This is a genomic window from Cellulosimicrobium sp. Marseille-Q4280, assembly GCF_943181405.1.
Lineage (GTDB): Bacteria > Actinomycetota > Actinomycetes > Actinomycetales > Cellulomonadaceae > Cellulosimicrobium.
The window spans coordinates 497,262-521,464 of the sequence record NZ_CALPBY010000003.1 but is presented as its reverse complement, the minus strand read 5'-3'; the positions used below and the strand labels follow the sequence as shown (position 1 = coordinate 521,464).

The 24,203-nt window shown below is 72.5% G+C and carries 23 protein-coding genes; 11 read left to right on the top strand and 12 right to left on the bottom strand.

The annotated features are described in order from the left end of the window. Positions 1-83 precede the first annotated feature (83 nt). Positions 84-734 (bottom strand): NUDIX domain-containing protein, encoded by a 651-nt coding sequence (locus tag NFS20_RS10590; RefSeq protein WP_251151728.1) that lies wholly within the window; start codon positions 732-734, stop codon positions 84-86. Beyond that, positions 731-1,108, bottom strand: coding sequence for a DUF4406 domain-containing protein (locus NFS20_RS10585; protein ID WP_251151727.1), 378 nt, complete (start codon positions 1,106-1,108; stop codon positions 731-733). The genes NFS20_RS10590 and NFS20_RS10585 overlap by 4 nt, the downstream gene beginning before the upstream one ends. 51 nt (positions 1,109-1,159) lie before the next feature. Between NFS20_RS10585 and NFS20_RS10580 the strand changes: the two genes are divergently transcribed. After that, positions 1,160-1,918 carry a DeoR/GlpR family DNA-binding transcription regulator gene (locus tag NFS20_RS10580; protein WP_251151726.1) on the top strand — a complete coding sequence of 253 codons (759 nt, stop codon included), beginning with the start codon at positions 1,160-1,162 and terminating at the stop codon, positions 1,916-1,918. Positions 1,919-2,037: 119 nt separating this feature from the next. Here NFS20_RS10580 and NFS20_RS10575 read toward each other — a convergent pair whose 3' ends face one another. After that, complete coding sequence (locus NFS20_RS10575; protein WP_251151725.1) at positions 2,038-3,399, bottom strand: lytic polysaccharide monooxygenase; 1,362 nt, start codon at positions 3,397-3,399, stop codon at positions 2,038-2,040. A gap of 233 nt (positions 3,400-3,632) precedes the next feature. Here NFS20_RS10575 and NFS20_RS10570 point away from each other — a divergent pair, with 233 nt between their 5' ends. Beyond that, complete coding sequence (locus NFS20_RS10570) at positions 3,633-4,673, top strand: adenosine deaminase (RefSeq protein WP_251151724.1); 1,041 nt, start codon at positions 3,633-3,635, stop codon at positions 4,671-4,673. Positions 4,674-4,785: 112 nt separating this feature from the next. Here the strand turns inward: NFS20_RS10570 and NFS20_RS10565 are convergent, their stop codons facing one another. After that, the gene (locus NFS20_RS10565; RefSeq protein WP_251151723.1) at positions 4,786-6,135 is read right to left on the bottom strand and encodes an MFS transporter; all 1,350 of its coding nucleotides are present in this window, start codon (positions 6,133-6,135) and stop codon (positions 4,786-4,788) included. Positions 6,136-6,481: 346 nt separating this feature from the next. On the opposite strand from NFS20_RS10565, the gene murA reads away from it, so the two are divergent. The 5 genes from murA (at position 6,482) to NFS20_RS10540 (ending at position 11,662) form a co-directional block, all read left to right on the top strand. Further along, positions 6,482-7,798: a UDP-N-acetylglucosamine 1-carboxyvinyltransferase gene (murA, locus tag NFS20_RS10560; protein WP_251151722.1), complete on the top strand. Its 1,317-nt coding sequence runs from the start codon at positions 6,482-6,484 to the stop codon at positions 7,796-7,798. A 105-nt stretch (positions 7,799-7,903) separates the two neighbouring features. Then, positions 7,904-9,199 carry a sensor histidine kinase gene (locus tag NFS20_RS10555; RefSeq protein ID WP_251151721.1) on the top strand — a complete coding sequence of 432 codons (1,296 nt, stop codon included), beginning with the start codon at positions 7,904-7,906 and terminating at the stop codon, positions 9,197-9,199. Next, a complete protein-coding gene (locus NFS20_RS10550; RefSeq protein WP_251151720.1) occupies positions 9,196-9,801 on the top strand; it encodes a response regulator transcription factor in 606 nt (201 codons plus the stop codon). Before NFS20_RS10555 ends, NFS20_RS10550 begins: the two co-directional genes overlap by 4 nt. Positions 9,802-9,890: 89 nt before the next feature. Next, complete coding sequence (locus tag NFS20_RS10545) at positions 9,891-10,616, top strand: lysophospholipid acyltransferase family protein (RefSeq protein ID WP_251151719.1); 726 nt, start codon at positions 9,891-9,893, stop codon at positions 10,614-10,616. Continuing rightward, the gene (locus NFS20_RS10540; RefSeq protein WP_251151718.1) at positions 10,613-11,662 is read left to right on the top strand and encodes an NAD(P)H-dependent glycerol-3-phosphate dehydrogenase; all 1,050 of its coding nucleotides are present in this window, start codon (positions 10,613-10,615) and stop codon (positions 11,660-11,662) included. The genes NFS20_RS10545 and NFS20_RS10540 overlap by 4 nt, the downstream gene beginning before the upstream one ends. Before the next feature lie 11 nt (positions 11,663-11,673). Here the strand turns inward: NFS20_RS10540 and NFS20_RS10535 are convergent, their stop codons facing one another. Beyond that, positions 11,674-12,363, bottom strand: coding sequence for an AMIN-like domain-containing (lipo)protein (locus NFS20_RS10535; RefSeq protein ID WP_251151717.1), 690 nt, complete (start codon positions 12,361-12,363; stop codon positions 11,674-11,676). Between the two features lie 96 nt (positions 12,364-12,459). Between NFS20_RS10535 and NFS20_RS10530 the strand changes: the two genes are divergently transcribed. Beyond that, on the top strand, positions 12,460-12,825 hold the full coding sequence (locus NFS20_RS10530) for a DUF6191 domain-containing protein (RefSeq protein ID WP_251151716.1): 366 nt from the start codon (positions 12,460-12,462) through the stop codon (positions 12,823-12,825). On the opposite strand, the gene NFS20_RS10525 is transcribed toward NFS20_RS10530, so the two are convergent. The 7 genes from NFS20_RS10525 to NFS20_RS10495 form a co-directional block, all read right to left on the bottom strand. Continuing rightward, positions 12,811-13,989, bottom strand: a complete 1,179-nt coding sequence (locus NFS20_RS10525) for a trans-sulfuration enzyme family protein (protein WP_251151715.1) — start codon at positions 13,987-13,989, stop codon at positions 12,811-12,813. The two genes, NFS20_RS10530 and NFS20_RS10525, sit on opposite strands and share 15 nt — an antisense overlap. A gap of 104 nt (positions 13,990-14,093) precedes the next feature. Beyond that, a complete protein-coding gene (locus NFS20_RS10520) occupies positions 14,094-15,269 on the bottom strand; it encodes an acyl-CoA dehydrogenase family protein (RefSeq protein ID WP_251151714.1) in 1,176 nt (391 codons plus the stop codon). Between the two features lie 93 nt (positions 15,270-15,362). Continuing rightward, complete coding sequence (locus NFS20_RS10515) at positions 15,363-16,145, bottom strand: ABC transporter ATP-binding protein (RefSeq protein ID WP_251151713.1); 783 nt, start codon at positions 16,143-16,145, stop codon at positions 15,363-15,365. Continuing rightward, on the bottom strand, positions 16,138-16,896 hold the full coding sequence (locus NFS20_RS10510; RefSeq protein WP_251151712.1) for an ABC transporter ATP-binding protein: 759 nt from the start codon (positions 16,894-16,896) through the stop codon (positions 16,138-16,140). Before NFS20_RS10510 ends, NFS20_RS10515 begins: the two co-directional genes overlap by 8 nt. After that, on the bottom strand, positions 16,893-18,266 hold the full coding sequence (locus tag NFS20_RS10505; protein ID WP_251151711.1) for a branched-chain amino acid ABC transporter permease: 1,374 nt from the start codon (positions 18,264-18,266) through the stop codon (positions 16,893-16,895). Before NFS20_RS10505 ends, NFS20_RS10510 begins: the two co-directional genes overlap by 4 nt. Continuing rightward, positions 18,250-19,134: a branched-chain amino acid ABC transporter permease gene (locus NFS20_RS10500; RefSeq protein WP_251151710.1), complete on the bottom strand. Its 885-nt coding sequence runs from the start codon at positions 19,132-19,134 to the stop codon at positions 18,250-18,252. Before NFS20_RS10500 ends, NFS20_RS10505 begins: the two co-directional genes overlap by 17 nt. 7 nt (positions 19,135-19,141) lie before the next feature. Next, entirely contained in the window at positions 19,142-20,392 is a 1,251-nt protein-coding gene (locus NFS20_RS10495; protein ID WP_251151709.1) for an amino acid ABC transporter substrate-binding protein, read from the bottom strand. 170 nt (positions 20,393-20,562) lie between these two features. Here NFS20_RS10495 and NFS20_RS10490 point away from each other — a divergent pair, with 170 nt between their 5' ends. From NFS20_RS10490 to NFS20_RS10480, 3 genes are all read left to right on the top strand, one after another. After that, a complete protein-coding gene (locus NFS20_RS10490) occupies positions 20,563-21,624 on the top strand; it encodes a LacI family DNA-binding transcriptional regulator (RefSeq protein WP_251151708.1) in 1,062 nt (353 codons plus the stop codon). A gap of 157 nt (positions 21,625-21,781) precedes the next feature. After that, complete coding sequence (locus NFS20_RS10485; RefSeq protein WP_251151707.1) at positions 21,782-23,332, top strand: type IV secretory system conjugative DNA transfer family protein; 1,551 nt, start codon at positions 21,782-21,784, stop codon at positions 23,330-23,332. Continuing rightward, positions 23,329-24,150 carry a DUF4913 domain-containing protein gene (locus NFS20_RS10480; RefSeq protein ID WP_251151706.1) on the top strand — a complete coding sequence of 274 codons (822 nt, stop codon included), beginning with the start codon at positions 23,329-23,331 and terminating at the stop codon, positions 24,148-24,150. The genes NFS20_RS10485 and NFS20_RS10480 overlap by 4 nt, the downstream gene beginning before the upstream one ends. The last annotated feature ends 53 nt before the right edge of the window (positions 24,151-24,203 follow it).

Below are 24,203 nucleotides of genomic sequence, written 5' to 3'. Positions count from 1 at the left end.
GTGGTGCGGCCTCCACGGTATGCGCCACCGGGCGCGCCGGGGAGGCTCTCTCAGGGCACCCCACACCGGGAATGCCGCGGGAGTCAGCGGTGGAGCGCCCACCACTGGAGCAGCATGATCGCCTTGCCGTCGACGATGCGACCGTCCTGGACCATCGCCAGGGCCTCGTCGAGGAGGAGCTCGACGACCTCGATGTCCTCGCCCTCGTCGGCCACCCCGCCACCCGGCCCGGTGCGGTCGAGCGGTGTGTACGGCGCCGCGTAGAAGTACACCTTCTCCGTGACGGACCCGGGGCTCATGTACGCGGTGAAGACGTGCGCGACCGGCCCGACCGTGACGCCCAGCTCCTCCGCGACCTCTCGCCGGATCGCCGTCTCCGGGTCGTCGTCGTCCAGCAGGCCCGCGGCCGTCTCGAGGAGCATCCCGTCCGGGTGGTCGTTGACGTAGGCGGGGAAGCGGAACTGGCGCGTGAGCAGCACGGTGGACCGCGCGTCGTCGTGGAGCAGGATGGTCGCGCCGTCCCCGCGGTCGTAGGTCTCGCGCTGCACGGTGTGCCAGGTCCCGTCCCGTCGCCGGTGGTCGAGCGTCGTGCGGCGCAGCACGTGCCACCCCTCGGAGGTGAGCTCGACGTCACGGACGACGACGTCGGGGTTGCGGCGCAAGGTGCGCCCGGCCTGGTCGAGGCCGGTCCGACCCCGGTGGTCGGGGACGTCCACCCCGGGCTGCCCGGTCATCGGGCGATCTCCGCGAGTCGTGGCACGTCGGCGACGTCGTGGTAGACGGGAAGGCCGCGTTCCGTGGCGATCGCGACGTCCAGGTCGGCACCGGTCGACTCGCCGGGCAGCCGGAGCACGGCGTCGCAGTGCTCCAGGAGCCGCCGCGCGGTCGGGTAGAGGACGTCGGTCGCCAGGTCGTCGTCCACGGTGGCGCCGGCGGAGCGCAGGACCGGCAGCGCCACCCACTCGCCGATCACGGGGACGTGTCCCGCGGCGAAGAGGGGCCACGCGGCCTCCTCCAGGCGGCGCAGGTTGGCCTCCATCGCGGCCGGGTCGCCGCCGGTGCCGGAACGGTACGGGCCGGCGATGAGGATGAGCAGAGGTCGAGTCATGGAGGTAGAGTACGCATAAACGTGCAGAACTACGAAGAAACGAGAAACGTGATGCTTGCTTCGGAGCGACGCGAACACCTCCTCGAGACCCTTCGGCGCGACGGCAAGATCGTGGCGAAGGCCGCCGCCGCCGAGCTCGGGCTCTCCGAGGACAGCATCCGGCGCGACCTGCGCGACCTGGCCGCGGAGGGACTGTGCCAGCGGGTCTACGGAGGGGCGTTGCCGGTCTCGCCGGCGGTGGTCGACTACGCAAGCCGCCACCAGGTCGGGACGGTCGGCAAGCGGCTCGTCGCTGCGGCCGCGGTGCAGCTGATCAGCCCGGGCGCCACCGTCATCCTGGACGGCGGGACCACCGCGCTCGCTGTCGCGTCCGCGTTGCCGCCGACCCTGCGGTGCACCGTGATCACGCACAGCCCGACCGTCGCGGCGGCGCTCGTCGAGCACCCTGGCGTCGAGGTGTTCATCCTCGGCGGCAGGCTCTTCAAGCACTCCGCCGTGGCGAGCGGGGCTGCGACGGTCGAGGCGGCACAGAGGATCTCGGCGGACGTGTTCCTCCTGGGCGTCACCGGCATCCATCCGGAGACCGGCCTGACCACGGGGGACGGTGACGAGGCGGCCATGAAGCGGGTCCTGGCCGGGCGCGCCGCCGAGACCTACGTCCTGGGTTCGTCGGAGAAGATCGGCGCCGCGTCCCCGTACCGCGTGATCGGGTTCGGGGACGTCGCCGGCATCGTCACGGACGCGGACCCGGGCTCCGACGTCGTGCGCCGGCTCGGTGAGCAGGTCCGCATCGTCGAGGCCCACGCCTGACCGCCCGCCGCTGCGCGGCCCGACGCCCTCACGGCACGCGGACCACCCCGTTCCCGGAGCTCGGCACGACGGTGCGCCGGCGGAGACGTCCCGTCGGCGCACCGTCGTGCCGGAGCACGTCAGCCGCAGGCCGCCCCGTTGAGCGCGAACCCTGCCGGTTCGGGGTGCGTCCCGGCTGCGGCGGTCGCGCCGTTGAAGCCGAACGTGACGGACTCACCGGGAGCGATGCCGGTCTTCCACGCCGGGCGTGTCGCCGTGACCGTCGTCCCCATCTGGTCGAGCGTCGCGCTCCACCCGGGCTCGTCGACCTTCTGCCCGCCCGGGTAGGTGAACGACACCACCCAGTCGGAGACGGCCACGATGGACGTGTTCTTCACGGTGACCGAGGCCGTGAACCCGGTGCTGCTGCCGCCCCAGGAGGACGCGGTGTAGTCGACCTCGCAGGCACCGGTGGGTGTCGGCGTCTCGTCGTCGTCCAGCGTGGTGAACGTGACGGTCCGGGTGCTCGAGACCGCGCCCGTGTGGTCGTTCCGCGACCGGACCGCCACCGTGTGCTCGGTGCCGGGTTCCAGCCCGGTCAGGTCGACCATCGGTGAGCCGTCGGTGCTGGCGAGCACCGCGCCGGTCCCGGGGTCGAGCACGTCGTACCCGGTGACGCACCCGGTCTGCGCGGCACCCCACATCACGTGCGCGCTGTTCGTCGTGATGCTCATGGCCATCGGCGCGCCCGGGGAACCGGGTGCCTCGTCCGGGCAGACGGGGTCCGTCGGCTCGCCGCCGTCGTCCCCGATGCCCGTGACCTCGCCGTCGCCGCCGTCGAACGCGACGTCCGAACAGCTGTAGAAGTTCTCGTTGCTGTCCGACCGAACCCAGTGGGTGAAGATCATGTGGTCGCCGCTGCGGTCCGCAGGGAGGGTGACGTCCCAGTAGTAGTAGTTCAGGGCGCCGGGCCCGCCGGTGTCGGGCGGGTTGGTCACCGAGTCGATGAGCTCGAGGTCGCTCCACGCGAGCGGGCCCGACGCGTCCCAGCCCTCCTCGGTGACGTACACGTCGAAGCGCCCGGGGTGCTCGGCCCAGTTGTTGTGCTGGAACTGGTACGTCTCGCCGGCGGTCAGGTGCGTCGTCGGCCAGTCGTCGCGCACGGCGTTGAACCCGGAGAAGTCGTACGGGCCGCGGCCTCCGCCGTCGCAGATCTGGCCGTCGGGGATGTAGCCCGACGTCCGGCCCGCGCCGTTCGAGTCGAGGTTGCCGAACCAGTTGTAGAACGCCGAGCTCCCGCTGACGGCGTACGCGTTCGCGCACGCCGGGTTCGACGGGTCGACCTGGCCGTTCTGCGTCTGGCCGTCGACCCAGCACAGGTACTGGCGGCTGCCGGGGAACACCTCGGCGCCGTGCGCCTCGGCGGGCGCGGGTGGAGCGACCGCCACGAGGCCGGCCGCTCCGAGGACCGCCGCGGCGGCCCACGCTGCTATGCGTCGCATCTCAAGCTCCTTCGCTCACGGATGTCGGACACTGGGACGATCCTGGACGGCGAGCCGCCGTGCTACCGCCTAATCGGTTCAGCGGCGCGCGCCACGGCGCGCGCGTCGCCGGTCGTGCGGCGACCCCGCGTCCCTGCCCGACGGCGATCCGCACCCGACGGACCCGGGTGACCTGCGCCGTCGGGCAGGAGAGGATGAGAGGCGGGGGACGACCCGACCCGAGAAGGAGACCCATGGCCCTGCCTGCCACGCCCACGCGCGAGTTCATCACCGGCCTGCCGAAGGCCGAGCTGCACCTGCACCTCGAGGGGACGCTCGAGCCCGACCTCAAGCTGCGCCTCGCGCAGCGCAACGGCGTCGACATCGGCCAGTCGACGGTCGAGGAGGTCCGCGCGACGTACGCGTTCGACTCCCTGACGAGCTTCCTCGCCGTGTACTACCCGGCGATGGAGGTGCTGCAGACCGCGGACGACTTCTTCGAGCTCGCCGATGCGTACCTCGCGCGCGCCGCGGCCGACGGCGTGAAGCACGTCGAGATGTTCTTCGACCCGCAGGCGCACACGTCGCGCGGCGTGCCGTTCGAGACTGTCGTGACCGGCTACCACCGGGCGGCCGCCGGGGCGTCGGAGAAGCACGGCGTCGACGCGCACCTCATCCTGTGCTTCCTGCGCGACATGTCGGCCGAGAGCGCCGCCGAGACGCTCGAGGCGTCGGTGCCGTTCCGGGACCGGATCCTCGGCGTCGGGCTCGACTCCGACGACCGCGGCAACCCGCCGGAGAAGTTCGCCGACGTCTTCGCGCGGGCCCGCGAGCTCGGCTACCGCCTGACGATGCACTGCGACATCGACCAGCCGGGGAGCATCGACAACATCCGCACGGTCCTCGACGAGATCGGCGTGGACCGCGTCGACCACGGGACGAACGTCGTGGAGGACCCGGCGCTCGTCGCCGTCGTGCGCGAGCGCGGCCTCGGGCTGACGTGCTGCCCGGTGTCGAACTCGTTCGTCACGGACGACATGAAGGCGGCGGAGATCGCCGGGCTCCTGCGCGACGGCGTCCGGGTCACCGTGAACTCCGACGACCCCGCGTACTTCGGCGGCTACGTCGCGGACAACTACGTGGCGCTCGCGGAGTCTGCCGGCCTCACGACGGCGGAGGTCGTCACGCTCGCGAGGAACTCGTTCGAGGCGTCGTGGCTGGGCGACTCCCAGCGCGCCGCGTACCTCGCTCAGGTCGACGGCTACGTCGCGGCGTACGCCGCGTCGTCGGACTGACCACCGCCGACGAGGGCGATCGCCGCGAGATAGAACGCCAGGTCGCGAGGTCGAACCCACCGGGTTCTACCTCGCGACCTGCACCGCTACCTGGCGGCGGTGGGCCGCAGCGTCAGGAGACGTTGTCCGTGTACGCGACGTCCCTCGTCTCCTTCGACAGGAGCAGCGCCACGAGGGTGATGACACCCATGACCGACAGGTAGACGCCCACGAGGACCGTCGATCCGCCGGCCAGGGTCCAGAGCCAGACCGCGATGAACGGTGCGACGGCAGCACCGAGGATCGACGACACGTTGTACGCCACCGCCGACCCGGTGTAGCGGACGTTCGCCGGGAAGAGCTCGGGCAGGACCGCGGCCATCGGGCCGAACGTGAGCCCCATGAGCGAGAACCCGAGGACGAGCAGCGCCATGACGCCGACGGTCCCGCCGGAGAACAGCGGCACGAAGAGGAGGCCGAACACGATGATGCCGGTCGTCGTCCACAGCAGGTGCTTGCGGCGCCCGAACCGCTCCGCCATCGGCCCCGACGCGAGCGTGAGCACCCCGAAGAACACGACGCCGACGATGAGCATGATGAGGAAGTCGGTGCGCTCGTACCCGAGGCCCGCGGGCGACGCGTCGTCGTCGGCGGTCCCGTAGGTCAGCGTGAACGTCGTCATGAGGTAGAACAGCACGTACGTCGCGAGCATGATGAACGTGCCGGAGACGATCTGGCGCCACGACGTGCGGAACACGCGCGCGACCGGGACCTTGGCGACGGCCTCCGCCTCGACGACCTTCTGGAACGCGGGCGTCTCGATGAGCCGCAGCCGGACCCACAGCCCGACGATCACGAGCACCGCGCTCGCGAGGAACGGCACGCGCCAGCCCCACGCGAGGAACTGCGCCTCCGAGAGCGTCTCGGCGAGGACGAGGAAGACCGTGTTGGCGAGGATGAACCCGATGGGCGCGCCGAGCTGCGGGAACGTGCCCCACACCGCACGGCGGCCCTCGGGGGCGTTCTCGGTCGCGAGGAGCGCCGCACCGCTCCACTCGCCACCGAGGCCGAGTCCCTGGCAGAAACGCATGAGCACGAGCAGGGCGGGGGAGAGGATCGCCCAGCCGGGCGTGCTCGACGGCGGCAGCGCGCCGATGAGGAACGTCGCCACGCCCATGGTGAGCAGGGACGCCACGAGCGTCCCCTTGCGCCCGACCCGGTCGCCGAAGTGCCCGAACAGGACCGACCCTACGGGGCGCGCCACGAACGCGACGCCGAACACGGCGAAGGACTGGAGCAGCGCGTACGTCGGGTCCTCGCTCGCGAAGAAGACCGAGGGGAACACGAGCACCGCGGCCGTCGCGTAGACGTAGAAGTCGTAGAACTCGATCGACGTGCCGATGAGGCTCGCGAAGATGACGCGTCCCTTCGAATTGCCTGAGGCAACTGGTGTGGGCCGGGTATCGGTCGTCGTGGGGTGCACGGGGTTCTCCTGCGAAGGGTGGGGCTGGTGGTCCGGGCGTACTCGTGGGTAACCTGCTCCGACGGTAGGCAGCGTTCTCGCATGCCGGTCAGCTTGTCTCAGCATGCGGGCGCGCGACTCGCTCTCCCGCCGCGTCGAGACCTCGCCGACCTGCCGACCGGGAGCGCGTGGCCTGCGGGGACAGCCGGCCGACGAACTCGTGGGCGCAACCTCCACGGGAACTCCACCGCGGTGGCGGTCTCGCGGGCGCGCGGGGTGAATAATCTCCGGGTGCCCTGCGTTGGCGCACCTGGGTCCGTCCTCGGGCCCACGGAACACCCGGCTGTCGAGAGGGCGAACTGAGCTGATGAACGACGTGCTGTACGTGAACGGTGGCACCCCCCTGGACGGGACCATCACCGTCCGCGGCGCGAAGAACTTCGTGTCGAAGGCGATGGTGGCGTCGCTCCTGGGCGAGTCGCCGAGCGTGCTGCGCAACGTGCCGCAGATCCGCGACGTCGGCGTCGTCACGGGGCTGCTCGAGCTGCACGGCGTCGCCGTCAAGGCCGACCCGGACGGCGGGATCCTCGATCTCGACCCCTCGAACGTCGAGTCGGCGCACGTCGCGGACATCGACGCCCACGCCGGGTCGAGCCGTATCCCGATCCTGTTCTGCGGCCCGCTGCTGCACCGTCTCGGGGAGGCCTTCATCCCCGACCTCGGCGGCTGCCGGATCGGCGACCGGCCGATCAACTACCACCTCGACATCCTGCGCCAGTTCGGCGCGGTCGTGGACAAGCGCGAGAACGGCATCCACATCCGCGCGCCGCGCCGTCTCCAGGGCACGAAGATCGCGCTGCCCTACCCGTCGGTCGGCGCGACCGAGCAGACCCTCCTCACGGCCGTGCGCGCCGAGGGCATCACCGAGCTCGCCAACGCCGCGATCGAGCCCGAGATCATGGACCTCATCGCCGTCCTGCAGAAGATGGGCGCGATCATCTCGGTCGACACCGACCGCGTGATCCGCATCGAGGGCGTCGACCGCCTCGAGGGCTACACGCACACCGCGCTCGGCGACCGGATCGAGGCGGCCTCGTGGGCGTCCGCGGCCCTCGCGACGGGCGGCGACATCACCGTCAAGGGTGCGACGCAGCCCGAGATGATGACGTTCCTCAACACGTTCCGGAAGGTCGGCGGGCGCTTCGACGTCCAGGACGACGGCATCCGCTTCTGGCACCCCGGCGGCGACCTCAGCCCCATCGTGCTCGAGACCGACGTCCACCCCGGCTTCATGACCGACTGGCAGCAGCCGCTCGTCGTCGCGCTCACGCAGGCCAAGGGCCTGTCGATCGTGCACGAGACGGTCTACGAGAACCGGTTCGGGTTCACCGACGCGCTGCGCGGCATGGGCGCGACGATCCAGGTGTACAAGGAGTGCCTCGGCGGCCGCGACTGCCGGTTCGGGCAGCGCAACTTCCACCACTCGGCCGTCGTCTCCGGCCCGACGCCGCTCGCGGCCGCCGACATCGAGGTCCCCGACCTGCGTGGCGGCTTCTCGCACCTCATCGCGGCGCTCGCCGCGAAGGGGACGTCGACCGTCCGCGGCATCAGCCTCATCGACCGCGGGTACGAGAACTTCCAGGACAAGCTCACCGCCCTGGGCGCGGACGTGGCGCGCGGCTGACCGCCCGCGGGTCCCGCGCTGCCCGCTTGCCTCACGTCGGGGCGTCCCGCACCTCATGACGCCTGTCACGGCGTGCGCGCCGCGCGCCGTGACAGGCTGGTCACCGTGAGAACCCGACCCCGGACCTTCCTCGAGGTGTGGTCCCGGAGGACCGCGCCCGAGCGGTTCGACACGTACACGCGCTGGACCCTGTACCTGCTCTCGGCGTCCGAGCCTCTCGTCGCCCTCGCCCTCGTCGGCATCGACCCGACGTTCACCGTCGACGGCATGCGCGTCTGGCTGCTCCTCGTCCTGCTGCACACGGTCGTGTGCATCGTGACCCTGCGCGCCGGTCTGACCCACTTCCTCGGCGGCGCTCCTGTCCGGCCTGCGCTCCTCGGCGCCCTCGGCGTGCTCTCGATCGCGGTCAGCGTCGTCGCGATCTGGACGTTCCCGGTCGACGGGCCCGACGACGTCGCGGGCAGCGCGCGGTACTACGCGATGCTCGTCGGCATCGCGTTCGGTGTCCTCGCACTGGTCCCGTCCCTCACGTTCCGCCGGCTCGTCGTGCTCGCGCTCGGTCTCGCCGCGGTCACCGGCTGCTCGGTCTGGATCGGCACGGGGCCGATCACCCCGACGACCGTGGGGATGGCGGTGGGGCTGGCCCTGTCCGCGGCCATCATGCTCGTCGCGATGTTCGGCTCGTACCGCGCGTCGGTGTGGATGCTCGGCGTCGTGTGGGAGCAGGAGCGCAACCGGGTCCTGCACGCGCGACTCGCCGTCGCGGAGGAGCGCCTCCGCTTCTCGCGCGACCTGCACGACGTCTTCGGCCGCACGCTCTCGGTCGTCGCGGTGAAGAGCGAGCTCGCCGCCGAGCTCGCCGCGCGCGGCCGACCGGGCGCCGAGGAGCAGATGCTCGAGGTGCGCCGCATCGCCCAGGACGCGCTCCGCGAGGTGCGCGCCGTCGTCGCCGGCTACCGGTCCGCGGACCTCGCGGCCGAGATGGCCGGGGCGCGGTCCGTCCTGCGGTCCGCCGGGGTGGAGACCGTCGTCCACGGCGAGGAGACCGTGATCGGCGAGCGCGCGCAGGAGGCGCTGGCCTGGGCCGTGCGGGAAGGGGTGACGAACGTCGTGCGGCACTCGTCCGCGGGGACCTGCACGATCACGCTGCACCGCACGGACCGCCACGGCGTCGTCGAGATCGTCAACGACGGCGTCCCGCCCGGCGCCGTGCGGCGCAGCGGTTCGGGGCTCGCCGGTCTGGGTGAGCGGCTCGCAGCCGCGGGCGGAGAGCTCCAGACGTGGAGCGAGGAAGGCCGGTTCGGCCTCGTGGCCCGCGTGCCTGACGACGGCGGCCCAGCCCCGGGCGCCACTTCCGCACCCCGCACGCTCCCCGCTACCGAGAGGGCTCCACGCTCGTGATCCGCATCCTGCTCGCCGACGACGAGAACCTCATCCGCGACGCCGTCGCGTCGCTGCTCGCTCTCGAGGACGACCTCGAGGTCGTGGCCCTGGCGGCGTCGGGACCCGAGGCGGTCGCGACCGCGCTCAAGCACGCGCCCGACGTCGCCGTGCTCGACCTGCAGATGCCCGGCCTCGACGGCGTCGAGGTCGCCGAGCGGCTCGCCACCGAGCTGCCGGGGTGCGGCGTCGTGATCGTCACCAGCCACGGGCGGCCCGGCTACCTCAAGCGCGCGCTCGAGGCGGGCGCGCGCGGGTTCCTGCCCAAGACGGTCTCCTCGCGAGTCCTGGCGGACGTCGTGCGCCAGGTGCACGACGGCGGCCGGTACGTCGACCCCGAGCTCGCCGCCGAGGCCATCGCCGCGGGCGAGAGCCCGCTGACCCCGCGCGAGGCGGACGTCCTCGAGCTCGCGGCGGACGGCGCGCCCGTCGAGGAGATCGCGACGCGCGCCCACCTCGCACCGGGCACCGTGCGGAACTACCTCTCGTCCGCCGCCGCCAAGCTCGGTGCCGCGAACCGCCACGAGGCCGTCCACGTCGCGCGCCGGCACGGGTGGATCTGAGCCGGGGCGCGCGCCCGCACGGCGGATCTGAGGAGGGTCGCACCCGGTCGGGGCGGGCGGCGTCGCCCGCCCCGGTAGGCTCGGTGCTCGTGCCGAGCCTGCCACCCACCCCGCGCGCGTACCGCGTCGTCGCGTTCTTCCTGCGCCCGCTGCTCATCGCGATCACCCGACGCGACTGGCAGGGGACCCAGAACCTGCCCGACCGCGGCTTCATCGCCGTCGCGAACCACGTCACCGAGATCGACCCGGTGACCCTCGCGCACTTCCTCTACGACCAGGGGAGGGCGCCCAAGATCACGGCGAAGGCGTCGCTGTGGAAGGTGCCCGTGCTCGGCGGCGTCCTCACCCGGACCGGGATGATCCCCGTCCACCGCGGCACCGCCGGCGCCGCGCAGTCGCTCGTCGACTCGACCACGCAGCTCGAGCGCGGCGAGTGCGTCGTCTTCTTCCCCGAGGGCACGCTCACGCGCGACCCCGACGGCTGGCCGATGGTCGGCAAGACCGGCGTCGCCCGCCTCGCCCTGACCAGCCGCGCGCCCGTCGTCCCGATCGGCCAGTGGGGCGCGGAGCAGCTCCTCGCCCCGTACGGCAAGGTCTTCAAGCCGATCCCGCGCAAGCGGGTCTCCGTGCACGCGGGGACGCCCGTCGACCTCTCCGACCTGTACGACCGCCCGCACGACACCGCGACCCTGCGCGAGGCCACGGAGCGCATCATGGCCGCGATCACCGCGCAGGTCGAGCAGATCCGCGGCGAGAAGGCACCCGCGGAACGGTTCGACATGCGCAAGAACCCCGGGTCGGAGAAGCGCCCGTGAGCGCCGTCGAGCCCGTCGAGCCCTCCGCGGGGCCTGTGGTCGCCGCCGTCCTCGGGTCGGGCAGCTGGGGCACCACGTTCGCCGCGGTCCTCGCCGACGCCGGGTGCGAGGTCCGCCTGTGGGGTCGCGACCCCGACGTCGTCGAGCAGGTGAACACCGCACGGCGCAACGAGAAGCGGCTGCCCGGGATCGACCTGCCCGCGGGCATCGCCGCGACCACGGACGCCGCGCAGGCGCTCGCGGGCGCGGGGCTCGTCGTCGTCGCAATCCCGTCGCAGGTCGCGCGCGCCACGCTCCAGGAGCTGGCTCCCCACGTCGCTCCCGGCGCCGTCGCGGTGTCGCTCATGAAGGGCGTCGAGCTGAGCACCGACCAGCGCATGAGCGAGGTCGTCGCGCAGTCGCTCGGCCTCCCGGCGGAGCGCGTCGCGGTCGTCTCCGGGCCGAACCTCGCCCGGGAGATCGCGCACCGGCAGCCGACGGCGACGGTCGTCTCGTGCGTCGACGAGGACGTCGCCCGGTTCGTGGCGCGCGCGTGCTCGTCGTCGTACTTCCGCCCGTACACCAACCGCGACGTCGTCGGCGTCGAGCTGTGCGGCGCGGTGAAGAACGTCATCGCGCTCGCGGTCGGCATCGCCCAGGGCCGCGGTTTCGGGTACAACACGACGGCGACCGTCATCACGCGCGGCCTCGTCGAGATCACGCGTCTCGGCCTCGCGCTCGGCGCGGACGCCGCGACCTTCCCCGGGCTCGCCGGCCTCGGCGACCTCGTGGCGACCTGCTCGTCGCCGTTGTCGCGCAACCACACCCTCGGCAAGCACATCGGCCAGGGCATGTCGCTGGACGAGGCGGTCGCCGCGACCGGGGGCACCGCCGAGGGCGTCAAGTCGTGCCGTTCCGTGCTCGAGCTCGCGCAGAAGGTCGGCGTCGACATGCCGATCACGGCGGGCGTCGTCGCCGTGCTGCACGAGGGCATGCCGGTCGACGAGATGGCACGGGGGCTGCTGTCGCGTCCCCAGAAGGCCGAGGGGGTCTCCGCGGAGCGCTGAGCCGCGGGAGGTCAGCCGTCGTCGCGCACGTCGACGACGACGCGGGTCGGGTTCTCGAGCGCGAACACGCGGAACGGCCGCTGCTCGCCGTCGACCCCGACGAAGGCCTGCGTGTAGCCCTCGAAGACGCCCAGGAGCCGCACCTCCTCGATCACGCCGTCGTCGCCACCCTCGACCGGGTTCGGCTCGGAGTACTCCTCGACGCCGGTGTCCATGGGGTAGCCGGAGCCGGAGATCATGACCTGCAGGTAGGCGTCCCCGTCCACATCCACGACGTCGCCCTTCCCGTCGCCCACAGGCCGGTCGACGTACTCCACCCGCCAGCCGGGCGTGCCCGTGCCGCCGAGCTCGAGCACGGCGCGGTCGTACCCGTCGTGCTGCCCGACGCGGATGTCGGTCACGGTGAGCAGCGCCCCGTCGGACGGGTCGGCGAGGTCCGGCTCGGTGTTCGCGGGGAACGGCACCGGCGCGTCGGACGACTCGTCGGCGGGCGCGGTCGAGTCGTCGGTGGGGGTCTCCGCCGGGGGCTCGGAGGACTCCGTCGGACTCGGAGCGTCGCTCGTCGCGGTACCCGTCGGGGTGGGGTCCTCGTCCGTCCCGCCGTCGGTCGAGCACGCGGCGAGCGTGAGGGCGAGCATCGCGGCCGCCGCTGCCGCCACGGTCGGGGTGAACCTCGTCCTGCTCGCGGGTCTCGTCGTCATCCCTCGATCCTAGGAAGGGCCGGTCACGCCCGCGCGACGGTCCGGACACGCTTCGGCGACGTTCCGACGGCGATCCCGCCTCGCTAGGGTGACGGGATGATCGCGGAGCTCGGGACGCAGGCCGCGGGGGTCGTCGTGACGCTCGTCGTCCTCGTGCTGCTCGTCGTCGGGATCGAGCGCTTCGCCTCGGGCAAGGAATCCAGGGCTCGCCGCGAGGCCGAGCACGGGGAGAGCGCCGGGTCGGGGATGCTCGGCGAGATCGTCGAGATCTTCCAGCCGAGCCGCACGCACGTGACCGAGGAGAAGGAACGGCAGCGTCTGGACATCGTGCAGCGGCCCGCGGAGGGGCGACCGTTCGACGTCGACCTGGAGCACGGGGTGTTCTACGTCCCGGCGGTGGGTCGACCGGACGATGCGTCGGGTGGGTCGCCGGCCGAGGAAGGACCGTCAGCCGCGCGCTGAGCGCAGCGCGCCGTCCAGGTCGCGCCACAGGTCCTCGACGTCCTCGATGCCGACCGAGAGCCGCAGCAGGTCCTCGGGGACCGTGACCGACTCCGTGGCGAACCGCCGCCGCCGCTCGAGGCTCGACTCGACGCCGCCGAGGCTCGTCGCCGGGACCCAGAGGCGCACGCCCGCGACGACGGCGTCCGCCCCGTCGGCGCCGCCGACCGGCCGGACCCCGAGGATCGAGCCGAAGCCCGTCATGAGCCGCGCGGTGCGCTCGTGGCCCGGGTCGTCGGGCAGGCTCGGGTGCCGGACCTCCGCGACGTCGGGGTGGTGGGCGAGGCGGCGCGCGAGCTCGGCCGCGCTCGCCTGCGAGCGCTCGACGCGCAGGGCGAGGGTCCGCAGGCCGCGCAGCGCGAGCCACACCTCGAACGGACCGGGGATCGCGCCGTGCAGCGTGCGGTACGCGCGCACCCGGCTCGCGAGGTCGTCCGTGGCCGCGACCACGGCGCCGAGGACGACGTCGGAGTGACCGGCGAGGTACTTCGTCACGGAGTGCACGACGAGGTCCGCGCCGTGGTCGAGCGGTCGCTGGCCGAGCGGTGTCGCGAAGGTGTTGTCGACCGCGGTCAGCACGCCGCGCTCGCGGGAGGCGGCGAGGAGGACGGGCAGGTCGGCGACCTCGAGCATGGGGTTGGTCGGCGACTCGACCAGGAGGAGCGACGCCCCGTCCAGCGCCGCGACGACCTGGTCCGTGTCCGCGACGTCGACCCGGCGGATCTCGACCCCCGCGCGCTGCGCGAGGTCGTCGGCGAACCCGAGCGTCACCTGGTAGGCGTGCCGCGGGAGGACGACGACGCCGCCCGCCGGGACGAACGAGAAGACCGCGGCGATCGCGGCCATGCCCGACGAGAAGGCGACCGCGGGACGGCCGGCACCCTCGAGCGCGGCGAGCGTCTCCTCGAACGGGTGCCAGGTCTCGGTGTCCATGCGCGCGTACAGCATCTCGCCCTGCTGCTGCACGCCCTGCGAGACGTAGGTCGACGAGAGCACGACGGGAGGGTTGACGGGTGCACCCTGCACCCTTTCCGGACGCCCCGCCGCGACGACCACGGTCGCGGGGGAGAGGCCCGTGTCGTGTGGGACGGGCGGGACGGCGTCGGGCTGGTCGTGCGAGGTCATGGCGGCAGGCTACGCCGCGTCCGGCACCGCGTGCCTCGGGCGACCGTTCGGTGAGCCATCGCTTCTCGGCCCCGTCGTCCCGGGCCGTCGACCACCTGGCCGCGTCAGCCGAGGGGTCCCAGCAGCGACTGGGCGACCGTCGAGTGGGCGGACTCGTCGTCGGACGGGTGGAACAGCCCGGCGAGCACGTCGCGGTAGAGGCGACCCAGCTCGTTGCCCGAGAAGTAGCTCGACCCGCCGGAGACCCGCACCGCCTGCTCGACCACCTGCTTCGCCGTCTCCGTCGCGCGCACCTTGAGGCCCGCCGTCGCGCGGAACCAGCCCGCGCCGCGGTCGACGAGGGCGTCGAGCTCGCCCGCGACCGTGTCGATCTGCGGCCACACGCCGTCGAGGGCGAGGGCCGCGTCGGCCAGGCGCCACCGGATGTCCGGGTCCTGCGCGAGCGGGGCGCCGTCGTTCTTCATCGACGTCCGGCGCCGGGACGCGGCGACGGCGAGCTCGAGCGCGCGGTCCGCGATCCCCGTGTAGACGGCGGCGAGCAGGGTCTCGAACGTCGTGAAGATCCCCACGACGAGCGGGTCGAGCGTCGGGCCGGGCGCGAGGCGCCGCACGACGCGCGCGGCGGGCGCGTGCGCGCCGTCGAGCACCGTCGAGCGCGACTGCGACGCGCGCATGCCCATCGTGTCCCAGTCGTCGAGGATCTCGAACCCGCCGGCGTCCCGGTCGAGGAACGCGTGCACGAGGTGCGGGCCGTCGTCGGACACCGAGTCGAGGCCCAGGACGCCGAGGCGTGTCCAGCCGGGGGAGTTGGACGTGAAGATCTTTCGCCCGTGGAACGTGTAGCCGCCCGCGCCGTCGGGCCGGGCCTCCGTGCGCGACCCGAGCAGGACGAGGTCGTTGCCCGCCTCGGAGTACCCGAAGCCGAACACCTCGCCGCGCCCGGCCTCCTCGAGCAGCCAGTCGAGCGACGCGTCCCCGCGGTCGTGGAGGTACCGGGCGACGCCCGTCCACACGTGGTGCATGTTCACCGCGAGGGCCGTCGCGGGAGCCGCGCCCGCGAGCCGCGCCTGCTCTCGCGCCGTCTCGCGCAGGCCGAGCCCCGCGCCGCCGAACGACTCGGGGACGAGGGCGCGCAGGTAGCCCGAGGAGACCAGGTCCACCATGTCGTCGGCGAAGTACGCGTTGTCGCGGTCGTACCCGGCGGCGCGGGAGCGGACCGCCTCGAGGAGGTCGTCGTCGAGCAGGCGGCGGGCGGGTGCGAACGGGACGGGGCTCGGCATCGTGGTCCTCGGGTCGGTAGGACGGCGGTGGGCGCGGCCGGGGATGACCCGGCCACGCCCACCGTACGTCGGCCCGCCGTCAGGCCGCCGTGCTCACCCGTTCGCCGACGCCGCGCGCTCGCCCGGACGTCCGCCGAGGTAGAGCTCGGAGAGCTGGGGATCGGCGAGGAGCTCGGGCGCCGGGCCCGTGATGTGGACGCGCCCCAGGTCGAGGACGCACCCGATGTCGGCGGTCTCGAGCGCCCGCCGCGCGTTCTGCTCCACGAGCAGCACGGCGACGCCGGCGTCGCGCATCCGCACTACCTGCTCGAACACCGTGGCCGTCGTCTTGGGGTCGAGGCCCATCGACGGCTCGTCGAGCAGCACGACCCGCGGGCTCACCATGAGCGAGCGCGCGAACTCGACCTGCTTCTGCTGGCCTCCGGAGAGCAGGCCGGCGAGCTGCTTCCACCGCTCGCCGACGATCGGGAAGAGGTTCTGCACGAACGCCACCCGCTCCGCGACCTGCTGCTTGTCGCGCAGCGTGTAGGCGCCGAGCAGCACGTTCTCCGCCACCGTCATCTCGCGGAACACGCTGTGCCCCTGGAGCACGTGCGCGAGCCCGGACGAGAGCATCTCCTGCGGCCCTTGTCCGGTGACGTCCTCCCCACCCACGAGGATGCGGCCCGACCGGGGCTTGAGCAGCCCGCTCGCGACCTTGAGCACGGTCGACTTCCCGGCCCCGTTCGGGCCGACCAGGCACACGACCGTCGACGCCGGGACCTTGATGGTCAGCCCGCGCAGGACCATCGCCGCGCGGCCGTAGCCGGCCTGGATGTCGTCCAGCTCGAGGAGGTACTCCTGCTGCGCCCCCGCTGCGGGGGTCGGCTCAGACACCAAGGTAGGCCTCCAGGACTCGCGGGTCGGACTGCACGACGGCGGGAGTGCCCTCGGCGATGGGCCGGCCCCGGTCGAACACGATGACGTGGTGGGACAGGCTCATGACCATGTCCATGTTGTGCTCGACGACGAGGAACGTCCTGCCCTCGGCGTTGAGCTCCTGCACGAGCGTCCCGATCCGCCCGATGAGCGCCGGGTTCACGCCGCCGGCGGGCTCGTCGAGCATGATCGTGTCGGGGTCGCCCATGAGGACGCCCGCGAGCTCGAGCAGCTTCTGCTGCCCGTAGGACAGGTTGCGCGCCTCGGCGTTCTCCAGGTGGTCGATGCCGACGCGCACGAGCAGCGCGCGCGCCTTGTCGATCTCCTCCGCGTTGCGCGCGCCCGCGAGGAGCTCGCGCACGCGCGTCCGGCGGACCGCGACGAGCATGTTCTCGAGCACCGTCATGCGCGGGAAGATCCGGCACAGCTGGAAGCTGCGCCCGATCCCCGCCCGCGCGATCTTGTGCGGTGCCTTGCGCGTGATGTCCTCACCGCGGAACGTGACCGTGCCGGAGTCCGGCTTGATCATGCCCGTCACGCAGTTGAAGAACGTCGTCTTCCCCGAGCCGTTCGGGCCGATCAGCGCGTTGATCTTCCCGTGCTGGAACGTCACCGTCGCGTCGCGCACGGCGTGGACTCCGCCGAACGACTTGGTGAGCCCGACGGTCTCCAGGTTCCGGACCTCGGGTGGCGCTGTCGTGGTGGTCATCGGTCGTCCTCCTCGTCACCTGTGGCGGGCGGGGTGGTCGCGTCCGGGCCCGTCCGAGGACGAGGGGCCGCGTCTACCATCCGCTCGCTCGTGCCTCGCTCGCTCCCGCCAGACCCACCACGACGCGGCCCCTCGTCCTCTCCCGGGCCCTCGGTGGGCGCGGCACCTTCCGCGTGCCGGGGCTGGTGCCCGACGGCGTCCGGTGCGTCTACGGCGTCCGGTGCGTCTACGGAAGCGGTCGCTGCGGCCGCGCGGTTGTGCTCGAGGAGGTCGGCCGCGGTCATCTCGCGGATCGAGGAGTCCTGGGGGCCGAGGCGCTTGAGGAGCGCCTGGGCCGCCGGGATGATCCCGTCCGGCATGAACAGGACGACGATGCCGAGGAGCAGGGCGGTGGCGACGAGGTGGAACTGGGTGTCGCCGAACTCGAGCTTGAAGTACTCGAGGCCGAACCCGACGACGACCGCGCCGAGCAGGGGGCCGTAGAGGTGCCGGACCCCGCCGAAGAGCGCCATGAGTACCATGTAGGACCCGAGCATGATGGAGAACTGGAAGATCGGGTCGAGGTCGCCGAACCACAGCGCGTACATGCCGCCGGCGAGGCCGGTGAAGGTGGCCGAGACGACGTATGCGACGAGCTTGTAGTTGCGCGTCGGGACGCCGAGGGCCTGCGCCTTGTCCTCGTCCTCGCGCACCGCCTTGAGGCCGGTGCCGAAGCGCGAGCGGTCGATCGCCCACCAGCAGACCAGCATGACCGCGAGGAGCCCGGCGAACAGGAAGAAGAACACGCGGTGGTGCTCGGGCCGGAGCAGGTCGGGGAAGGGGCGCGGGACGACGAGGCCGTCCGAGCCGCCCGTGAACGACCCCCAGGCCTGGAAGACGAGCAGCAGGATGAGCACGAACGAGATCGACACGATGACGAACGACGCGCCGCGCACCCGCAGGGCGGCGATGCCGAGCGGGATCGTGATGAGCAGGACGATCACGCCCGCGAGGAGCCAGGCCACGAAGCTCGGCAGCCCCAGGTCGCGGATCAGGATGCCCGTGCCGTACGCGCCGAGCCCGAAGAACGCGGCGTGGCCGAGCGAGACGTAGCCCGTGAAGCCGCCCATGAAGTTCCAGGCGGTCGCCGTGCAGGCGTAGCACGCCACGACGATGCCGGCCGAGAGGATGTACGCGTTGGGCGCCATCGTCGGGAAGGCGAGGACGAGCGCGACGCCCACGGCGAGGACGGCGAGGCGGACGACGCGACCCCACGGTCGCCGCGCCGTCGGCGGGGCGGCAGCGGTGGCCGGGCCGGCGCCGTCGGGCAGCGGGCCGCGCGCGCCGGGGGCGGACGGGCTCGCGGGACGGGTGTCAGAAGCGTTGCGCAAGGCGACCTCCGAAGAATCCCTGGGGCCGCAGCATCAGCGTCGCGAAGAGCGCGACGTAGAAGATGGTCTGCGCCCACGTCGTGCCGAGGGGCACCTGGAGCAGGCTCTGGCCGATGCCGAGGACCATCGCGGCGACGGCGGCCCCCGGGATCGAGCCCAGGCCGCCGACGACGATGATCGCCATGAGCGGTCCGATCCAGTGCCAGTGGAGCGACGGGTAGATGGTCGCGTCGAGCGACAGCGCGGTCCCGCCGATCGCCGCGGTGGCGAGGCCGAGACCGAAGCCGAAGCCCGCGACGCGGTCCGTCTTGATGCCGACGAGCTGCGCGGCCTCGCGGTGCTGGATCGTGGCGCGCAGCGCCTGGCCGAACCGGCTGTGCTTCATGAGGACGTACAGCAGGGCGAGCGAGAGGGCGGCCAGGGCGAAAGCGACGAGCTTCACGACGGCGATCCGCGCGCCGAAGAACTCGATGCTCGCCCCGGAGTAGGGGAGCTGGATGCGTCGCTGGGTGCCGCTCCAGACGAACCCGATCATGCCCTCGATGAACAGCGCGACGGCGAACGTCAGGAGGACCGACATCATCGTGAGCGTCGCGGGCCGCAGCCGGGTGATGAGCAGGCGCTGCATGCCCACGCCCATGAGGAAGAAGAGCGGGACCGTGACGACCAGGGACAGGAGGGGGTCCATCCCCGTCTGCTGGTTGAAGAACCAGGCGAGGTAGGCGGCGAGGATGAGGAACGCCGAGTGGGCGATCATCACGACGCGCATCACGCCGAAGTAGAGGGTCAGGCCCGCTGCCAGGAGGGCGTAGAGCCCTCCCAGCAGCACGCCGAGCACGAGGCTCTGGAAGAGGAGTGTGAGCGTCACGAGGGGATCACCAGGCCGGCTTCGGGTAGATGAAGTCGGCCTCCTTGGTGTCCTCGGGGAGGACGATCTGGATCTCGCCGTCGACGTACTGCTGGATGAGGTGGGCGCCCTGCGGCTTGCCGGTCTCGTCCCAGGTGAGCGGTCCGACGACGGTCTCGACCTCGTTGTCCCGCAGCCAGTCGATCAGCTCCTGCTGGCAGTCGCCCTGCTCGGCGCAGCCGACGGCCTCGACCGCCGCGGCGACGACCTGGCCGGTCGTGTAGGCGTTGGCCTCGTCCTCACCGGGCGGGTTGCCGTGCAGCTCCGTGTACCGCTCGACGAAGTCGACGTTGGAGGGCCAGCTCGCCGTCTCGGTGTACCCCGTGGGCGAGAGGATGCCCTCCGTCTTGGACCCGATGGCGGAGGCGAACTCGGGGTTCGTGGGGGCCGTCGAGAACGCCGCGAGGTCGGGCTGGTAGCCGAGCTGCTGCAGCGCCACGATGAGGTTGACCGCGTCCTGGTACTGCGTGCCGCCGATGACCATGTCCGCGTCGGAGTCGCTGATCTTCGCGGCGATGGAGGAGAAGTCGGTCGTGTTCGGCGGGTAGACCTCGTCGACCACGACGTCGAGGCCCGCGTCGGCGAGCTTGTCGCGCAGGCCGTACGCGGTGCCCTGGGCGAACGGGTCGTCCATGGCGGCGACGGCGACGGTCTGCGGGCGCTCGTCCTCGGGCATGGCGAGGATGTGGTCCGCGAGGTAGTTGTAGTGGTCGTCGGCGATGGCCGGGGCGGCGTAGAACAGGTTCTCGAAGCCCTGCTCGAACACCTCGTTGGCCGCGCCCGCCGGCTCGACGAAGAGCATCCCGTACTCCTCGGCGACGCGGGCGCTCGGCACCACGAGCCGCGTGGAGAACGGGCCGAAGACGAGGTCGACCTCGTCCTGGGCGATGAGCGCCTCGTAGTCCTGCACGACGCGGTCGGCGTTCGACTGGTCGTCGAGGATCTTCAGCTCGACCTGGCGACCGAGCAGCCCGCCGTCCTCGTTGACGAACTCGGCCCAGGCCTCGTACCCGCGCTGCACGCCCTTGCCCGGTTCGGAGAAGTCACCGGTGAGCGGGAGCGAGATGCCGACGACGATGGGGTCGTCCTCCGGCCCACCGCCTCCGTCTCCGCCGCCGCCGCCGGAGCAGGCGGTCAGGACCAGGGCCGTGGTGGACAGGCCGGCGGCGACGGCGATCGCGCGGCGGCGGGCGGTGCGTGAGGGCAACCGTGAAGACATGGACTGGATCTCCCTACCTCGTCGTAGTGAGGAACTCACCCGTACCTCTGTGTACGGAAGCGCTTTCGTAAGCGCTTTCGTCACAGTACGCTGTCGGCAGCGCTTGTGGCAAGCGTCACAACGAGGTGTCGGCCGCAGCGGGTCGGGCGGTCGGCCCACGAACGATCGGAGTGGCTGTGCGGGGAGAGGGTCGTCCGGTCCGGGACCGGAGCGCGCCGCGGCTCGTCGACGTGGCGCAGCGCGCCGGCGTCTCCCTGGCGACCGCGTCGCGCTCGCTCTCGGGCAGCGTGGGCGTGTCGGAGGAGGTCGCGGCGCACGTCCGCACCGTCGCGACGCAGCTCGGCTACGTCGCGAACCTCCACGCGCGCACGCTCGCCGGCGGCAGGACGTCGGTCGCGGGCCTCATCGTGTACGAGATCGGCGACCCGTACTTCGCCGAGATCGCCAGCGGCGTCGTGGGCGTCGCGGCCGAGCACGGGTGGAGCGTGCAGATCAGCCACACGGAGCGCGAGCCCGCCGCCGAGGTGGCGCAGATCCGCCTCCTGCGCGCGCACCGGGTCGGGGCCATCGTCCTCGCCGGGTCCGGCTACGTGGACCCGACGATGGAGGACGAGTCCGGCCGCGAGCTCGCCGCGTTCGAGGAGTCGGGCGGTCGCGTCGTGGTCGTCGGGCGGCACCGCCTGCGCTGCGACGCCGTGCTCCCCGACAACGAGGCCGCCGGGGAGAGCATCGCGGAGCACGTCCTCGGGCTCGGGCACCGCCGGCTCGCGGTCGCGGCCGGCCCGGCCCACCTCACCACGATGGCCGATCGGCTCGCGGGCATCCGGACGGCCGTCGCGCGCCGCGGTCTGGACCCCGACGCGCTCGCCGTCGCGCACGCCCCGTTCACCCGCGAGGGCGGCCGCGACGCGACGCGGCGGCTCCTCGACGAGCATCCCGGCACCACGGCGATCCTCGCGCTCAACGACGCGATGGCGACGGGGGTGCTCTCGGTCCTGCGCGAACGAGGGACCGCCGTGCCGCGCGAGATGTCCGTGACGGGCTTCGACGACATCCAGGTGGCCCAGGACCTCGCACCCGCGCTCACCACGGTGCGCCTGCCCATGAGCGAGATCGGCGCGGCCGCTCTCGAGCTGGCGCTGCGACCGCCGTCGGCCCGGCCCCGGCGCCGGTCGACCGGTCACGCGCTCGTCGTGCGCGACTCGACGGCGCCCCCGGCCGACCGCGGCTGACCGTCCCCGAATGGGTTGCCGGCATCGGCTTCGTGCCCGGCGACATGTTCGCTGACGGTCGGCCTGTTCGGCGGTGACCTCGCCTGGCCGGGTGCAGCCGTTTGTGAGTCCAGGCCGGGCTCGCCCTGATCGTCGTGGCGCTGGGCACCTTGGGGACGTGGCCCTCGCGCGCAAGAGCGCTCGCCGTACCCGCGTCGACCGCGCGGCCACCTACATGGGCCGTGGCCGCGATGTCGAAGGGCTCTCGCGCAAGCACGCGAGCCGTACGGCGCAGCGCCTCGGGGTGCAGGCCGCACCCGGTCTGCCGATCGGGGTGACCGTGTCCACGGGGCAGCGCCTGCTCAGCTCGTGGGAGGACATGCGGATGACGATCGCCGGTCCGCGCACCGGCAAGACGACGTCGATGGTCGTGCCGGAGATCCTGGACGCACCCGGCTCGGTCCAGTCGACGTCGAACAAGCGCGACGTCGTCGACCAGACGCGCGGTCCGCGCGCGGTCATCGGGCCGGTGTGGGTGTTCGACCCGCAGGGGATCGCCGGCGAGGAACCCACCTGGTGGTGGAACCCGCTGAGCTACGTCACCGACGAGGTGCGCGCCGCCAAGCTGGCCGAACACTTCGCGTCCGGCTCGCGCGACCCCGGCGCCCGCACGGACGCCTACTTCGACCCGGCCGGCCAGGACCTGCTCGGTGGTCTCCTGCTCGCCGCGGCGCTCGACGCCCGCCCGATCACCGACGTCTACAGCTGGCTCACGCGCCCCACGAACCAGACCCCGGTCACGATCCTCACCGAGCACGGCTACACGCTGACCGCCGACCAGGTCGCCGGCGTCATCGCCGCACCCGAGAAGCAGCGCGGCGGCGTGTACGGCACCGCGCAGCAGATGGCGTCCTGCCTCACCAACCGGCAGGTCGCGGCCTGGATCACCCCGCAGGGCCCCGCCGACACCCGGCCCCAGTTCAGCCCGGAGGAGTTCGTGCGCGCCGGGCTGCCGTCCGCGGCAGCGGGGCAGGCGCCGACCAAGCCCGGCACCCTGTACTCGCTGTCCAAGGAAGGACGCGGCACGGCCGGCCCGCTCGTCACCGCGCTCACCGTCGCCGTCGTCGAGGCGGCCGAGGAGCTGGCCGCACATTCCGCCGGCGGGCGCCTGGCGACCCCGCTCGTCGGCGTGCTCGACGAGGCCGCGAACGTGTGCCGCTGGCGCGAGCTGCCAAACCTCTACTCGCACTACGGCTCACGCGGGATCGTCCTGGACACCGTGCTGCAGAGCTGGTCCCAGGGCGAGGAGGTCTGGGGCGAGTCCGGCATGAAGAAGCTGTGGAGCGCGTCCAACGTCACGGTCTACGGCGGGGGAGTGAGCGAGGCGAACTTCCTCGAGGACCTCTCGCGCATGATCGGCGACTACGACCGGCTCTCCTCCTCGACATCGACCGGCCGCGGGCAGCGCACGGTCTCCCAGCAGACCCACCGCGAACGCATCCTCGACGTGGCCGACCTCGCGGCGCTGCCCAAGAGCCGCGCCGTCGTCCTGGCCTCCGGGGCCCGCCCGACCCTCATCCGCACCGTCCCGTGGATGGTCGGCCCCCACCGCGAAGCCGTCGAGGCGTCCATCGCCGCGAACGACCCGCAGGCAAAGCACACCCTGCGCGAATCCCGTGACGAGATGGCGACCGTCGCGGCCGCCGCACCGCTCGAGGAGGCACCGTGAGCGACTGGGGCACCGACGACTACGAGCCGGCGATCGAGGCCCAGCCCGTCGACGTCGACGACGCACCGGCCGTCACCGGCCCGGCGGACGCCGAGCCGCCCGAGGTCACCGAGGCACGGGCCACGCTCGAGGACGCGCTGGCAGCGCACGCACGCGCGACGAGCCAGCTCGACGACGCGCGCGACACCCTCGCGGACGCCAAGGGCCCCCTGCGCGTCGCCGAGGCCAAGGTCACCGACTACGAAGACGACGACACCAAGGCCACCTGGCAGCGCGTCGCCGCGGCCGAGGACGTCGAGAAGGCCCGCCGGGTCCTCGCCCGGCGCACCGCCGCGGTCAGCGCCCGGGAGCGCGCGCTCGAGGACGCGGCAGCCGTCGTCCACCAAGCCGACCAAGACCTCGCCGACGCCATCGACCAGGCGCAGCGCCTCGCCGTCGAGCAGGCGGCCGATGACAGCACGCCGGCGCTCTACTACGGGTCAGTCGACGAGTTCGTGCGCGAATACCTGCGCAACGTCTACCGGCGCCACATCGCCGGCCGCGGGGAACACCGAGTCTGGGCAGCCGAGTGGTGGAAGTACGACGAGGCCGTGATCCGCCTCGAAGCACTCTGGCGCGCATGGGAACACCTACGCCAAGACCCCGCCACCGGCATGAGCATCTGGTGGCGCGACCACGCCGACCACCACATGGCCGTCCTGCTCGACCCCCAAAACGGCCCCTTCGGGCCCGCCGACGGCGAACACGACCGCAACACCCCCGGCGCCCCCCTGCCGTACCTCGCGCCGCCGGAGGGCATGTTCCCCAACGTGAGGTAACCCGTTCCGTCGCAATCGTGGCCGATGACGCAACCTTGCAAAACCGCGCCGAC

Excerpts from the sequence above, each read along its gene's own strand:
- NFS20_RS10590 (WP_251151728.1), bottom strand. The coding sequence starts at position 734 with ATGACCGGGCAGCCCGGGGTGGACGTCCCCGACCACCGGGGTCGGACC.
- NFS20_RS10585 (WP_251151727.1), bottom strand. The coding sequence starts at position 1,108 with ATGACTCGACCTCTGCTCATCCTCATCGCCGGCCCGTACCGTTCCGGC.
- NFS20_RS10580 (WP_251151726.1), top strand. The coding sequence starts at position 1,160 with ATGCTTGCTTCGGAGCGACGCGAACACCTCCTCGAGACCCTTCGGCGC.
- NFS20_RS10575 (WP_251151725.1), bottom strand. The coding sequence starts at position 3,399 with ATGCGACGCATAGCAGCGTGGGCCGCCGCGGCGGTCCTCGGAGCGGCC.
- NFS20_RS10570 (WP_251151724.1), top strand. The coding sequence starts at position 3,633 with ATGGCCCTGCCTGCCACGCCCACGCGCGAGTTCATCACCGGCCTGCCG.
- murA (WP_251151722.1), top strand. The coding sequence starts at position 6,482 with ATGAACGACGTGCTGTACGTGAACGGTGGCACCCCCCTGGACGGGACC.
- NFS20_RS10535 (WP_251151717.1), bottom strand. The coding sequence starts at position 12,363 with ATGACGACGAGACCCGCGAGCAGGACGAGGTTCACCCCGACCGTGGCG.
- NFS20_RS10530 (WP_251151716.1), top strand. The coding sequence starts at position 12,460 with ATGATCGCGGAGCTCGGGACGCAGGCCGCGGGGGTCGTCGTGACGCTC.
- NFS20_RS10525 (WP_251151715.1), bottom strand. The coding sequence starts at position 13,989 with ATGACCTCGCACGACCAGCCCGACGCCGTCCCGCCCGTCCCACACGAC.
- NFS20_RS10520 (WP_251151714.1), bottom strand. The coding sequence starts at position 15,269 with ATGCCGAGCCCCGTCCCGTTCGCACCCGCCCGCCGCCTGCTCGACGAC.
- NFS20_RS10510 (WP_251151712.1), bottom strand. The coding sequence starts at position 16,896 with ATGACCACCACGACAGCGCCACCCGAGGTCCGGAACCTGGAGACCGTC.
- NFS20_RS10495 (WP_251151709.1), bottom strand. The coding sequence starts at position 20,392 with ATGTCTTCACGGTTGCCCTCACGCACCGCCCGCCGCCGCGCGATCGCC.